The following is a 12,553-nucleotide window of genomic DNA, read 5'->3' as shown; positions in this document are numbered from 1 at the left end:
GGTTACAGGCTTCCCGAGTCTGGCCAGTGGGACCAGTGTGTATTGGGCGGTTGGGTAGGGGCGTAACGGCTCAGGTCCCCGGTCGCCAGCACCTCGGCGATCTGCCGGTAGACCTCGGACTCACTGGGCCGCTGCTCGACCACATCAGGCTGGTGCCACTTATCGACCCGAAGCACTTCGGGCAGGTCAGCGGGAATCCTGCGCCGCAGCTCACCTTCGTCCGCCAGAAGCAACTCGCGGTGCTCTGGCGTCAACTCGCGTAGCACGTCAACCAGCTCGTCACCCGGCTCCGCGTCCACGGCGATCGCCTGCCCGCGAATGACAACCGGCCCACCGTGGTACATCTCCGGCTCGTCCACATCCTCGATCTCGTCCCAGTTCTCCACCCGCTCCAGGAAGTCATCATTGTCTAACCCGGGCTCGCCCTGGGTCAGACAGTTACCGAAGACATGCAGCACATCGACCAGATTCCCGGCTCGAGGCGAATACCCGACAACCTCGACCACCAGCGCCCACCGCTCAGCATCCCGATACCCGTGCAGCCGAGCCTCAACGGCGTAGTAGTACACATGCCCCACATCCGGAAAAACGAATGCCTCGGCCGCCGCATCAAACTGCCCCAGGATCTCCTCTGCCCGCATGGCCGAGCAGTGTAGTAATCACCTCAGCCCCACAACGCAATGCCGCCGCCAGGCCAGCAACAAGCAGCAGGTCACCTGGCCCCGCGCATTCCCAGCCTCGTAATCCGGATCCGGATCCACGCTGAGCTGCACTCCGTTGCCGAAGAGCACGTGCAACCCGCTGGTCTTGAGCGGCTCTGCCGAAACCACGTCAGCACCGAAGAGCGCAAGAGGCCCGTCTGCCTTTGTACGATTCGGTGGTGAATGAGGACCGCGCGCTGCCGGATGTGCTTGTGGAAGCTCATTCGCTGGGGTTCTTTGAGGACCACGAAGGGCATGACTTTCAGCCGGACGACGAGTTCGACTCGGCCGTGGAGACCACGGACTGGTGGCGGGCCTGGACCGGCGACCCGGCAGCGGAAACCCCGCCGTTCCGGGTCTTCGGGCGCGACGGGGCCGGCGGGCTGGCCGCTGTCTGGGCGCGCGGGCCGATCGTCTTCCTCGGCTCCGAGGGTGAGATCGCGGTTATCGCCCGGGACATGGGCGACTACCTGTGGTTGCTGGCCAACGGCGTCGGCCCCTTGGAACGAGTCGACGGCATCGACCGCGACCCCGAACCGTTTCCGCAGCTGATCGAGCTGGCGCAGCGCTACACCGGTGATACGGCCCGCCCTCTCGAAGCGATATATGAGACCGCTGACGCCGAACTGCCCCTCTTGGAAGCGCTCGTGAAGGTCGCCACTACGTAGCAGGTCAGCGCGGTGGACAGCTTCTGGAATGAGATATGTCGGCGACATGGGCGATGGCCCTATGGCGGAGAGAGTGCCTTTAGTGCCCGGAATTCGTGCCGCCTGTGATCCGGTCGCTGTCCAAGAATGCGGCAAGAATCTGTGCGGCTACGTCAGGTGGCATGATCGTCGACCAGATGACCTCGCCAGGTTGGGGTGATATACCCGCAACGCCGTCCGGCTCTGGCAGCCAGCTGGCATGATCTATGCCCGGCACCGCATTGATGATGATTGCGAACACTCGTGGGTCGGCAATGTTCTCCGTGCCGATGACCAGGTATGTCTCCTGACCCTGGGCCCTGGCAAGCGCCGTCACTTTATAGTGGTGAAACTCGGCCTGATACGGACGGCCGTCGTGGAGTGATCGAGCAATCAGGTGGCGTACGGTACTTCGGATCTGAGATTCCCAAGCAAATGCTTGTTCCAGCTTGAAGCGGGTCCAGTCCCAAGCGGAAGGCATTCATCTGTCGGAGCTGCTGCCCTCGCGGTCCCAGGTCGTAGCGAGAGCCGAGTAGAAGTCGCTCGGATCGCCCTCCCGTCGATAGCCTGCTGCGCCGAGCCACCACGGGGCTTGGCGGACTTCAGGACTCGCGTCGATGTGATCGGCTTCGGGCAAGCGAGTTGCAGCCCCTCGCCAGCGCCTTGTTTTGACTTTGAACCACACGCGATCTTTCAGCGTAAGGATTCTTTCGACACCGCCGGCGGCATGGGTGTCAGGAAGTCGTTGGGCCTCGGCAATTAGAGGATGCTCTAATCTGCTGAGAGATTCGCTGATGGGGGGAGTCCGCACATTGAGATCTGCCATGCAGATTTGTGTCGGCCGGACGGGATTGGCCTCACCGCTCATCGTGTAAGCCTGAGACTCGGACTGGGTCAGAGCCAAACCTTTTAGTCGGCGTCGGGCATGCCGCCATACTCATCAAGCTGATCGACTGGCACGTCGGCCAGTAGCGAGACGGCGGACGCAGAAGAACCATCAAGGCGGCTCAGGGCAGCCCTGATGCCGTCGTTGATTTCGGTGCGGTGGGCCTCAATGTATTCACGAACAGCGACTTCAACCAGATCTTTCTTGGCCTTACCCAGGAAGTGGGCAGCGTGAGAGATCAGTTGATCAGTAGCAACATCGACCTTGATGGGGGCGGACGTAACGGCCACGAGGGCTCCCCTCCGAGAAGTGAAGTACCGTGGTACCAAAGTACCCTGTGATACCTCAGCCTGCGAGGGCGTTGCGTAGCTGCTCCGTTGCGTGCTGGTCGGCGCGGGCCATGGGCCCGGCCGGGACCGCTGCGATCAGCGCAGCCACCGCCAGCACCCCCGCGGCGAACACGAACGCCCACGGCAACCCGCCCGGCTGATCGACGATCGCCCCCGCAACCGCCCCACCGGCCGCGCTGCCACCCACCGACACGGTCACGATCCACGTGTACGCCTCGTTCAGCATCGACGCCGGTGCGATCCGTCCCACGAGGTTGTTCTCCACCGTCAAAGCCGGCGCGATCGTCGCGCCGCCGACCACCAGCGCCGCACCCAACGCGATCGGCGTAGGCATCACCGACAGGATCAGGAAACTCGTCGCCACCGCGCCCAACAGCCAGGCGAACTGCCGGGGCAGGGCCATAGCGGGCGTTCGGGTGCCGAACCAGATGCCGCCGATGGCACTTCCGATGCCCCACACTCCGAGGAGTACGCCGCCCAGGCCCTCACCGCCGCCATGCTGTGCTGCGTACGCGGGGACGATCACACCCGCCGCGCCGAAAGCGATCCCCAGCGCGCTCACGCACACCAGCAGCGCCGGGAATCCGGGTGCGTTCAGCGGGCCCAGGCCGCGGGCTGTCTCGTGGGATGCGTGGCGGGTCCAGCCGCGCATCACCGGGAGCATGGCGATCCACAGCGTGCCGATCAGCGTCACCGCCGCTGCGAAGATGACGGCTGCCGCGGGGGTGCGGGCGACGACGACGAACGCCGCGACCAGCATCGGGCCGAGGACGAAGACCAGCTCGAACAGCGACGTTTCCGCGGCCATCGCGGCGGGGCGCAGGGCGTGACGGCCGGAGCGTACGTCGGTCGCGTCGGTCCACGCCCGGCGGATGGCGGCTGTCAGCGGCGGGTAGGTGGCGCCCGCCGAGGCGCATGCCACGAAGATCCACGGGAGCGCCGGGGAGTCGCCGCGGGTGGCCAGCAGCACGCCGCCGAGTGCGAGCGGGTGGAGCACGCCGGTGAGGATCAGGACCGGGGAGGGGCCGATGCGGTCGGCTATCCGGCCGGCGATCGGGCTGATGGCGGCGCCGGCCAGGGCGTACATTCCGCCTGCCAGACCCGCGGTCGCGTAGCGGCCGGTGCTCTGCTCGACCAGCAGGAGCAAGGCCAACGGTGTCATGCCGATGCCGAGCCGGGCCAGGATGCCGACGATCAGCAGCACCCGGCCGCCGGGCATGTGCCACACGTCAAGGTACTGACGCACAACCCCTCCCCGGGCAACGTGGTAACGAGCGAAAGCCGCCCCTGACCGTAACGGTCGGGGGCGGCGTAACACGAACGAAATACTCGTCCCGGTGGCCGAAGTCTCAGCTTCGTCAGCGCTGGAACTGCACCGGCCCGGTCCCGGTCACCGCGGCGAGCTGGTGGAGCCGCTTGATGCGCTCCTCCATCGGCGGGTGCGTCGAGAAGAGGCCGGCGATGCCACCCGTACGCAACGGGTTGGCGATCATGAGATGGGCCGAGGTGGCGAGCTGTCCGTCGGCGGGGAGCGGGCGGCGCTGAGCACCGTACTGAATCTTCTCCAGCGCACTGGCCAGAGCCAGCGGATCCCGCGTCAGGGTCGCACCCGAAGCGTCCGCCTGGTACTCCCGGTTCCGGCTGATCGCCAGCTGAATGATCGACGCCGCCAGCGGCCCGAGAATCAGCATCAGCAGCAGCGAGCCCATGTTCGGGCCGTCATCATCATCCGAGCCACCCAGCGGCAGGAAGATCGCCAGCTGCGCGAACATCGTGATGATCCCGGCCAGCGCCGCCGCGACACTCGAGATCAGGATGTCCCGGTTGTAGACGTGCGACAGCTCATGCCCGATGACCCCACGAAGCTCCCGCCGATCAAGAATCTGCGTGATCCCCACGGTCACCGCAACGGCCGCATGCTGCGGATCACGCCCGGTGGCAAACGCGTTGGGCTGCAACGACGGGCTCACGTAGAGGCGAGGCATCGGCTGCCCCGCATCCGTGGCCAGCTCCCGGACAATCTGGTACAACGCGGGAAACTCCGCCTCGCTGACCGGCTGAGCCCCCATCGACCGCAACGCCAGCTTGTCGGAGAAGAAGTAACTGCCGGCGTTTAAAGCCAGCGAAAGAACGACGGCGAACACCAGGCCACCGCTCCCGCCGACCCAGTACCCCACGGCAAGAATCAAAGCGGTGAGCAGACCCAGCAGACCGGCCGTCTTGAGACCGTTGTGATGCCTGTGCACGATCACTCCTTCACGAAGCGGAACCGGTAGGCCCGCACTCCATGGAACATCGCAAGCGTGTGAATTCATCCGCCAGTGACTGAGAGTTCGCTGTGCGTGGTCACTCCAGGCGTCTTACCCGCCCTGCGAGCCGTCCTCGATCTGCCGCACAAACTCCGGACTGGCATGGTCGACGTGAACGGCGTCCCCGTCGGCAGTCGCCTGGGTCTGGGTCAGCCTGGGCAAGCCAGCCCAACTGAACGGCACCGGCGACACGAGCATCGCAACAAATCCCACCGCAACGAGGACGCCCAGAACGCCGGAATTCCCCGACATCGCGGAGCGGGCTATGACCGCTACGACGATCGCGGCCAGCCCGCCAAAAAGGAGAACGGCCGCGAACGTGATCCCGAGCCGCCGCCGTCGCACGCATTCCGCGCACAGCGGCCACCCCTGCACCCTGACGAACTGCACCTTGCTCAAATACTCTTCGCCCCGATTCAGGGCGGTATACCCCGGAACAAAAAGCTTCCGAACAGGCGAAACCTTCGGCCGCGACTTGACCACAAAGCTGACGCGCCGCTGCACAGGAAGTCCGTGTTTCACGCAGCGGTCCGGCAGCACCGGGTTGGTGGCAAGCCAAGCGGCGGACACATCGATCGCACCTGCAGGCGGCACGGGACCTCCAACTTTCGTTCTCGCCGCTACCATGATCGAGCTGCTCGACAGCAGCGTAGCCATTGACTGCTCACTCGGGGGAATCGATGTCCTTCAGCGCGGACCACGAAGCCATCCGACAGTTCGGAAACGTGCTCGGCGGGTTGACCGACGATGCGGACCGCGCCACCTCTTATGCCAGTGACGCTCTCGGCATCGGATACAAGGACGGCCGCATGTTTTTCACCGTTGTCGAGACCGCTACCAGTGTCAGGGAAGCACTCAAGGCGAACTACACCCAGTTGGCCAAGCTCATTGACGCTTCCGCGGTCGAGGTCGACAAAACGGCGAAGGGCTACCGCGACTCTGACCATGCCGCCGCCGCCCGCCTTGACGCCACTTACTGAGCGTCTTTGACAGAGAGGCATCTTGGTGACTGCTGCACCCGTTGATGCGCTGACCCCACCCGTTGCTGTCGCACCCATCCCGGACCTGGTTAACAACATCCTGGGAGGCAAGCAGTACATCAGCCCCTCCTATTGGGTGGGCTGGGTGATGGAAAAGGTGTGCGGGGTCAACCCTTGGGGCTGGATCGCCGAGCAGTTCGCCGGGGACTGGAATGCTGCGGCTGAAGCCAGCGACGCACTCAACAAGCTCGCCGAGTTCAACACCAGGTATTCCGGTGTCGTCGCTGAGCAGACGAAAGCACTCATCCCCGACGAATGGGATGGTAACGCCGCTGCACAGGCCCAGGCATACTTCGTGAGTCTCTCGGCTGCGCTGCAGGAGCAGGTCGATGCACTGAAGGGTGTTGCCGGCGAGTTCCGCAGCCTCGCCGCCGGCATGGAGGAAATGGCTCAAGCCCTGCAAAGTCTCTGCCAGGACTTGGCCGACATGCTCATCGTCATCGGTATCAGTGCGGCTGCCACGGCAGCGACGAGTTGGACAGGTGTAGGCGCGATCATCGGAGGCTCCGCCACCGCTGTCGAGATTGCCGAAGCCGTGAAGCTCTGGTACCTGATTCTCGATGCCCATGATGCCGCTTGGGCAGCCGTTCAAGGATTCACCGGTCTTGCCGCCGGTTATCTGGGGGCGTTGCACGGTATGGAAAAGCACCCGTTGCCCAGCGGGGCCTATGACTTCCCGGGAGCCTGAAGCCGTGACCCACTCCGAGCCCGACGAGGTCACATTGGACGTGGCCCGCGGTAACAAAGCGCTCTCCCGGCACCTGAACAAGTCGCTCGAACTTTTGCGAGACCGCAGCCACAACGAGGACTTCCGCCGTGTCGTCGACGACGTGCTGAACGGCCGCGCCAGCCTGCGTGATGTCTACAACACCCCGGCCTTCGCAGTCGGCGTCGAGCCAGGCGTCAAGAAGTTCGGAGAGCGCTGGGACGAGCTCAGCCAGGAAGAGCGAGACAACCTGGCGCAAGAAGGCAAACGCGCCTTCGACGCAGAGAACGAGCGCATCAACCGCCAAGAATGATTAGCGATCCCGCGAGAGAAGCTCCCTTCGGGATGTCAACCCGCAACGCGGGCACATCGCACCAGGCCGGCGACGGCAATCAGGCGAGAGCGTGAACATGGCACCAGCCGCCGGATCCGAGAAGCATGAGTGCGACTACAAGGTCAGCGGCACCTATTTCCCGCTCAACTGAAGGCGGGAGTCCAGGGCTTCGAGGTCTGTTAAAAACCAGATGTGGGGGCCTCGGTTGGATTCGTGGACGAGGTCGCGGAAGGCGTTGCCGTGGTTGGTGACGTTGCCGAGGATGACCAGGCGGACGTGGTAATTCACGAACTTTTGCAGGATTTCGCCGGCGATGCCGTTGCTGAGGGTGAAGAAGGCCGGGTCGAGGCGTTCGATCGGCAGGACCACTGTGTCTGCGCCTGCGTAGGTGGCGCCGATGAGGTCGAGGGCGTCCTGGGGTGTGCGGATCGGGGGGCCTTCGGGGGCGCACAGCAGGATGGGCAGGCCGGACCGTTCGGTGATCGCGTCAGTCATTGATGAGTCCGCTTTCTGGCTGTAGGACCTCGTCGAGGGTGCGGAGGATTTCGGCGGTGGAGGCGGGGCTGCCGAGGATGATGAGTTTGAGGCGGTGGCGGGTGTCGTCGTAGATCGTGCGGATGCGCAGGTCGGGGGCGAGTTGGGCGCCTGCGACGAGCAGGGTGCTGAGACGGTCTGCGGTGGTCGGGCCGATGTGGTCGATCTCCACCACTGAGGACACCTCGACGCGCGGCGTGGGTAGAACCGCCGTGCCGGTCAGGGCGGCGAGGTCGGTGGGGGAGATCCGGTATTGCTTGCCGATGCGTACGGCCTTGAGCCGGCCGTCGCGGATGTAGCTCCGCACAGTTCGCACATGCAGACCAAGCCGTTCGGCGACCTGCTCCACCGACAACCATCCATCCTCCATGTTCCCTAAACTACCCTATGAAGAGACAGATAGGGAACGAAAGACCAGCAGCGCGAGAGAAGCTGAAGCCTGAAGATCGGCCCGGGAGACCCCGGCGGTGGCATGGATCGCCTGGCCCTCGGTGACGATCATCAGGAAGCGGGCCAGCGCCGCGGGGTCGGTGCCCGGCGGCAGGTCGCCGGTGTCGATGGCGCGGCGGAAGCGGTCGGCGAGCAGGGCTTCGCCGGCCAGGCGGCTGGTGGCCAGGAATTCGGTGACCGAGGAGTTGGCCGGGCCGGTGGAGATGCCGCCCTGGATCGACAGGCAGCCGGGTGGGCAGTCCGGGCGGGTGACCGCGATCGCGTTGTCGTGCAGCAGAGCCGCGGCCACCTCGTACGCCGTGGGCTGTTCCATGGCTGCCCGCGCGTAGGCCATGTCGTCGGCCGCGTACGCCTGGATGACCTTTTCGAACAGCTCCTGCTTGGTGCCGAAGGCGGCGTACATGCTCGGTTTGTTGATCCCCATGGCGGCCGTGAGGTCGGTGAGCGACGCCCCTTCGTACCCATGTCGCCAGAAGACTTCTTTGGCGGCGTTGAGGGCGACAAGGGGGTCGAAGGCGCGGCGGCCGCGTTCCGGTGCAACGTGCATCACATAACTGTACCGGACGGTAAAGCAGGTGCTAACTTTACCGAGCGGTAAAGATGCCGGGTGAAGATACAGAGGAGAACTGACATGGGACAGCTCGACGGCAAGACGGCCCTGGTCACCGGCGGCAGCACGGGGATCGGCCTCGCGGCGGCCAAGCGGTTCGCGGCCGAGGGCGCGAAGGTCTACATCACCGGGCGGCGTCAGGAGGCGCTCGACGCGGCGGTGGAGGAGATCGGCGCGGGCGCGGTGGGCGTACAGGGAGATGTGACCGATCTTGAGGATCTTGATCGGTTGTTCGCGCAGGTGGACGAGTTGGATGTGGTGTTCGCCAACGCGGGTGGCGGGGAGTTCGGGGCGCTCGCGGATTACACGCCCGAGCACCTGGCGGGCTCGTTCGACCGGAACGTGCGGGGGACCGTCTACACCGTGCAGAAGGCGTTGCCGAAGCTGAAGGCCGGTGCCTCGATCATCGTGACCGGGTCGACCTCGGCGCGGCACGGAGCGCCGTCGTTCGGGGCGTACGCCGCGTCGAAGGCGGCCCTGCGATCGTTCGCCTCCACCTGGGCGGGGGAGCTGGCCGGCCGGAACATCCGGGTCAACACCCTGGTCCCAGGGCCGACCGAGACGCCGGGTCTGGGCGGCCTCGCTCCCGACACCGAGGCGCTCTTCAAGCAGCTCGCGGCCAATGTGCCGCTGGGCCGGCTGGCGCACCCCGATGAGATCGCCAACGCGGCCCTCTTCCTGGCCTCCGATCAGAGTAGCTTCATGACCGGGAGCGAGCTCTATGTGGACGGTGGGGAGAAGCAGGTCTGACGAGTGTCAGCGCCTGGAACTGGAAGCCGTGCGAGATCACGTGAAAGTCGACCAGGTCGAACGAGCCGGCGGCGAAATCGAGCAGCCGCTCGTTCGACCGGAACGAGAAGAACCGCCCGTCCTCCTCCATGATCCCTTCCGAGTCCGCGCTGCCCCACAGGCCGAGAAAGAACAGACCGCCGGGGATCAGTACGTCGTGAATGGCCCGCAACGCCGCCGGTAGATCGGCATCCGGGACGTGCAGCAGGCAGTTCATCGACCACACCGCGTCGAACGACCCGGGCGCGAAGCCGAGGTTGAGGACATCGCGCTCGAAAACGGTGAGCCCCTTGGCCCGGCAGCGGGTCACGTGCTCCGGCGAGATGTCGACCGCGGTGACCGTCAGCCCGGCGTCGGCGAAGAAGCGGCTGTCCTGCCCGGTTCCCGCGCCGACCTCGAGCAGCGACGACGCGCCGATCACCCGGAGCCGGTCCAGAAAGGCCGCCCGCTCGTCACCCTTCCAGGGGTGCTTGTTCAGCCGGTCACGTGCGTCGGCCCGCGAGTCGTAGATCGTACGCAGACTGTCGACCACTTCTTCGTAGCTCATGCAGCCCTCCCTCGATTAGCCTGCCTACATGCCCAAGGAAGTCGTGCGCAAGCAAGAGGTCGAATCGATGCGCGCGGCCGACGCCGATCGCCACAAGATCGCCGAGCAGTTGAAGGCGGCGCTGGACGAGGGCCGGCTGTCACTCCTCGAGTACGACGAGCGGGTGCGCGATGCGTACGCCGCACGCACCTACGCCGACCTGCTCGTGCTGGTGGACGATCTGCCCCGGGCCGGGGTCAGCGCCGAGGAGGTCAACGCCCGCCGCCTAGCCGAGGAGCGCAAGGCGGCCCGCAGGCTGCCGACGGCGTTGATGGTGCTCTGGACGATCTACGGCTCGATCGCCGCGATCAACGTCGTCGTCTGGATCCTGGTCGCGATCACGGCGGAGGCCGTCTACCCCTGGCCCATCTGGCTCCTGGTTCCCGGCGTGGCCCTCGGTGCCACCACGATCGGGGTGCAGAACATCAAGAAGCGCCGATAACCTGCCGCGCGATCAACGGCGCGAGCGCGCGGGCGTACGCCGTGGTCAGGTGGCTGTTGTCCTTGAAGACCAGCGTGTTGCCGATCACCGCCGGGCAGGTCGCCGTGCAGAACCAGTTCAGCGGGTTGACCACCCGGATGCCCCGGGCCTTCGCCGCCGCGGCGACCGCGTTGCGCCGGGCCGGTTCCACGATGGATCCGTTGCGGGGCCGGTTGCAGTCGGTGACCTTGTCGGCGTGGGCGGCCACGCATTCCGGCGCGGTCCCCTTGGGCCAGGGTGAGTCCTGCAGCAGCAGGAGCTGGGTGCCGGGCTGACCGAGCCGGTCGAACGACTTCTGCCAGCCGTCGACCCACAGCTTGTCGTCGTCACGGCCCGAAGTCGGGATCCTGTTCCCGTTCGCGTCGATCAGGCCGCCGTTGTCGAGATCGTTCGAGGACATGACCACGAGGGCCGGCTTGTCCGCGCGGATGCGGTCGAAGACCTGGTCGCGCCAGGTGACGCATTCGGCGTACGGGCGCTTCAGCGGAACGTTCCACACCAGCACCGACGGCACCTGGCACGCGCTCTTGGTCAGCGCGACCAGCTTCCACCCCCGCTGCTGGGCGGCGAGGTCGAACGCCGGGAACCAGTGCGCGGCGTGCGAGTCGCCGATCAGGTAGACCGTCTTCGCGCCGTTCGGGTCGCCGTAGACGCACGGCCGGTCCTGGTGGGCGGGCTCGTAGTTGAGGTGGCACTGGTCGGCGTAGATCCTGGGCACGTCCGCGCCCGCGTCGTTCAGCGCGGGTGTGAGGTTCGACGGCACCTTCGTCTGCTTGGCCGACGCCTTGATCAGCTCGGTGAGGCGGGCCTGCGGGTCACTCGCGGCCGACAGTTCGGCGGCGGTCTGCGCCGCGGCCGGTCCGACCGGCAGCGGCGGGGTGAACTGCATCGCGATCAGGGAGATCGCTGCCGCCGACGCGGAGAATGCCAGGCCCAGCAACAACGAACGCCGCTTCCGGATCGGGTTCTCGACCAGGTGGTACGACGCGAACGCCAGCACGAGCGCACCGAGCGCCAGCACCGCGTTGAGCTTCAGCGACGGCGTGCGCCCCAGGGCCGCCGGGCCGATCATCAGCACCGGCCAGTGCCAGAGGTACCAGCCGTACGAGAGCTTGCCGATCTCCTGGAACGGCCTGGTGCCGAGCAGCAGGCCCGCGCCCCCGCGAGCTCCGGACGTACCCCCGGCAATGACAGCGGCCGTGCCCAGGACCGGAAGCAATGCGGCATAGCCGGGGAAAGCGGTGTGGTCGTCGAAGACGACAGCGGCCAGGACGATCGCGGCCAGACCACCCCAGGTCACCATCAACGCCCAGATCCGCGGGGTACGCCCAAAAGTGGCCGATCCGATCGCGACAAGCGCCCCGATCGCCAGCTCAAAAGCCCGCGTGTGCGCCCCGAAGTAGGCCCACGGAGCCGCCGTGGCCGTCTGATGCACGCTCACAGCCAGCGACACCACGACGATCACCGACAGAGCAACGCCGGCAGCCTTGCGCCGCCACGCCCAGATGGCGAGGAGCAGCAGCGGCCACACGAAGTAGAACTGCTCCTCGACAGCCAGGGACCACAGGTGCTGCAGCGGGGACGGCGCGGCGGTCGCGTTGAGGTAGTCGGTGCCCTCCGCGGCCAGGCGCCAGTTGATCCCGTAGAACGTGCTGAACAGCGCGTCCTTCGCGATCGAGGCGAAGCGGGTGGACGGCAGCCATAACCAGCTGCCGATCAGCGTCGCGACCAGGACCAGCGTCGACGCGGGCAGCAGCCGGGTGGCGCGCCGCGAGTAGAAGTTGGTCAGCGAGATCGTCCCTGTGCGGCCGAGCTCCTTGACCAGCAACGTGGTGATCAGGAATCCGGAGATCACGAAGAAGACGTCGACGCCGACGTAGCCGCCCTCGAGCCGGGCGACGCCGGCGTGGGAGAGCACCACCAGAACGACTGCGACCGCGCGCAGGCCCTCGATGTCGGGGCGGAAGCCGAGGTGAGCGCCAGGCTGCCGGCCGTCGCCGCGCTGCGAGGGGATGGTCGTCCGGGAGGGAGAGCTGATGGACACGCGGTAGTGAATCAGTCACGTCCTAACGCCAGATGTACGTGTGGCGA

18 protein-coding genes are annotated in these 12,553 nt (G+C 66.1%); 6 read left to right on the top strand and 12 right to left on the bottom strand.

The annotated features are described in order from the left end of the window. Positions 1 to 2: 2 nt before the first annotated feature. Together Ahu01nite_RS11505 and Ahu01nite_RS51800 are read right to left on the bottom strand one after the other, a co-directional pair. The gene (locus Ahu01nite_RS11505) at positions 3 to 641 is read right to left on the bottom strand and encodes a DUF7003 family protein (protein ID WP_203836449.1); all 639 of its coding nucleotides are present in this window, start codon (positions 639 to 641) and stop codon (positions 3 to 5) included. 18 nt (positions 642 to 659) lie between these two features. Continuing rightward, positions 660 to 830, bottom strand: coding sequence for a hypothetical protein (locus tag Ahu01nite_RS51800; protein WP_369076631.1), 171 nt, complete (start codon positions 828 to 830; stop codon positions 660 to 662). Between the two features lie 50 nt (positions 831 to 880). On the opposite strand from Ahu01nite_RS51800, the gene Ahu01nite_RS11500 reads away from it, so the two are divergent. Continuing rightward, positions 881 to 1,369 carry an SMI1/KNR4 family protein gene (locus tag Ahu01nite_RS11500; protein WP_203836448.1) on the top strand — a complete coding sequence of 163 codons (489 nt, stop codon included), beginning with the start codon at positions 881 to 883 and terminating at the stop codon, positions 1,367 to 1,369. A gap of 79 nt (positions 1,370 to 1,448) precedes the next feature. Here Ahu01nite_RS11500 and Ahu01nite_RS11495 read toward each other — a convergent pair whose 3' ends face one another. The 5 genes from Ahu01nite_RS11495 to Ahu01nite_RS11475 all read right to left on the bottom strand — a co-directional run bounded on the left by Ahu01nite_RS11495 (position 1,449) and on the right by Ahu01nite_RS11475 (position 5,589). Then, positions 1,449 to 1,868, bottom strand: a complete 420-nt coding sequence (locus tag Ahu01nite_RS11495; protein WP_203836447.1) for a hypothetical protein — start codon at positions 1,866 to 1,868, stop codon at positions 1,449 to 1,451. Between the two features lie 428 nt (positions 1,869 to 2,296). Next, a complete protein-coding gene (locus Ahu01nite_RS11490) occupies positions 2,297 to 2,563 on the bottom strand; it encodes a hypothetical protein (RefSeq protein WP_203836446.1) in 267 nt (88 codons plus the stop codon). Between the two features lie 55 nt (positions 2,564 to 2,618). Further along, a complete protein-coding gene (locus tag Ahu01nite_RS11485) occupies positions 2,619 to 3,842 on the bottom strand; it encodes an MFS transporter (RefSeq protein ID WP_203836503.1) in 1,224 nt (407 codons plus the stop codon). 139 nt (positions 3,843 to 3,981) lie between these two features. Then, positions 3,982 to 4,869: a zinc metalloprotease HtpX gene (gene htpX / locus Ahu01nite_RS11480; protein WP_203836445.1), complete on the bottom strand. Its 888-nt coding sequence runs from the start codon at positions 4,867 to 4,869 to the stop codon at positions 3,982 to 3,984. A 114-nt stretch (positions 4,870 to 4,983) separates the two neighbouring features. Then, the gene (locus Ahu01nite_RS11475) at positions 4,984 to 5,589 is read right to left on the bottom strand and encodes a hypothetical protein (protein WP_203836444.1); all 606 of its coding nucleotides are present in this window, start codon (positions 5,587 to 5,589) and stop codon (positions 4,984 to 4,986) included. A gap of 23 nt (positions 5,590 to 5,612) precedes the next feature. Here Ahu01nite_RS11475 and Ahu01nite_RS11470 point away from each other — a divergent pair, with 23 nt between their 5' ends. Genes Ahu01nite_RS11470 through Ahu01nite_RS11460 form a run of 3 tightly spaced genes read left to right on the top strand, consistent with a single transcriptional unit; the run spans position 5,613 to position 6,991 of the window. Continuing rightward, positions 5,613 to 5,912 carry a hypothetical protein gene (locus Ahu01nite_RS11470; protein WP_203836443.1) on the top strand — a complete coding sequence of 100 codons (300 nt, stop codon included), beginning with the start codon at positions 5,613 to 5,615 and terminating at the stop codon, positions 5,910 to 5,912. A 25-nt stretch (positions 5,913 to 5,937) separates the two neighbouring features. Continuing rightward, the gene (locus Ahu01nite_RS11465) at positions 5,938 to 6,660 is read left to right on the top strand and encodes a hypothetical protein (protein WP_203836442.1); all 723 of its coding nucleotides are present in this window, start codon (positions 5,938 to 5,940) and stop codon (positions 6,658 to 6,660) included. A 4-nt stretch (positions 6,661 to 6,664) separates the two neighbouring features. After that, positions 6,665 to 6,991 (top strand): hypothetical protein, encoded by a 327-nt coding sequence (locus Ahu01nite_RS11460; RefSeq protein ID WP_203836441.1) that lies wholly within the window; start codon positions 6,665 to 6,667, stop codon positions 6,989 to 6,991. 153 nt (positions 6,992 to 7,144) lie between these two features. On the opposite strand, the gene Ahu01nite_RS11455 is transcribed toward Ahu01nite_RS11460, so the two are convergent. From Ahu01nite_RS11455 to Ahu01nite_RS11445, 3 genes are read right to left on the bottom strand one after another with little or no spacing between them, the layout of a single operon-like run. Beyond that, positions 7,145 to 7,507 (bottom strand): DUF4180 domain-containing protein, encoded by a 363-nt coding sequence (locus Ahu01nite_RS11455; protein ID WP_203836440.1) that lies wholly within the window; start codon positions 7,505 to 7,507, stop codon positions 7,145 to 7,147. After that, complete coding sequence (locus tag Ahu01nite_RS11450; protein WP_203836439.1) at positions 7,500 to 7,916, bottom strand: helix-turn-helix domain-containing protein; 417 nt, start codon at positions 7,914 to 7,916, stop codon at positions 7,500 to 7,502. Before Ahu01nite_RS11450 ends, Ahu01nite_RS11455 begins: the two co-directional genes overlap by 8 nt. A gap of 15 nt (positions 7,917 to 7,931) precedes the next feature. Continuing rightward, positions 7,932 to 8,543 (bottom strand): TetR/AcrR family transcriptional regulator, encoded by a 612-nt coding sequence (locus tag Ahu01nite_RS11445; RefSeq protein ID WP_203836438.1) that lies wholly within the window; start codon positions 8,541 to 8,543, stop codon positions 7,932 to 7,934. An 84-nt stretch (positions 8,544 to 8,627) separates the two neighbouring features. On the opposite strand from Ahu01nite_RS11445, the gene Ahu01nite_RS11440 reads away from it, so the two are divergent. Further along, positions 8,628 to 9,356 carry an SDR family NAD(P)-dependent oxidoreductase gene (locus Ahu01nite_RS11440; RefSeq protein WP_203836437.1) on the top strand — a complete coding sequence of 243 codons (729 nt, stop codon included), beginning with the start codon at positions 8,628 to 8,630 and terminating at the stop codon, positions 9,354 to 9,356. Here Ahu01nite_RS11440 and Ahu01nite_RS11435 read toward each other — a convergent pair. After that, positions 9,307 to 9,942 (bottom strand): class I SAM-dependent methyltransferase, encoded by a 636-nt coding sequence (locus Ahu01nite_RS11435; RefSeq protein WP_203836436.1) that lies wholly within the window; start codon positions 9,940 to 9,942, stop codon positions 9,307 to 9,309. The two genes, Ahu01nite_RS11440 and Ahu01nite_RS11435, sit on opposite strands and share 50 nt — an antisense overlap. A 28-nt stretch (positions 9,943 to 9,970) precedes the next feature. On the opposite strand from Ahu01nite_RS11435, the gene Ahu01nite_RS11430 reads away from it, so the two are divergent. Next, on the top strand, positions 9,971 to 10,423 hold the full coding sequence (locus Ahu01nite_RS11430; RefSeq protein ID WP_203836435.1) for a DUF1707 SHOCT-like domain-containing protein: 453 nt from the start codon (positions 9,971 to 9,973) through the stop codon (positions 10,421 to 10,423). On the opposite strand, the gene Ahu01nite_RS11425 is transcribed toward Ahu01nite_RS11430, so the two are convergent. Next, a complete protein-coding gene (locus Ahu01nite_RS11425) occupies positions 10,407 to 12,506 on the bottom strand; it encodes an acyltransferase family protein (RefSeq protein WP_239158774.1) in 2,100 nt (699 codons plus the stop codon). The genes Ahu01nite_RS11430 and Ahu01nite_RS11425 overlap by 17 nt on opposite strands. Positions 12,507 to 12,553 lie beyond the last annotated feature (47 nt).

The sequence above is a fragment of the Winogradskya humida genome, from assembly GCF_016862215.1.
Taxonomy (GTDB): Bacteria; Actinomycetota; Actinomycetes; order Mycobacteriales; family Micromonosporaceae; genus Actinoplanes; species Actinoplanes humidus.
Note: the sequence above shows the minus strand (reverse complement) of the source record. Positions and strands in the feature narration are given on the sequence as shown.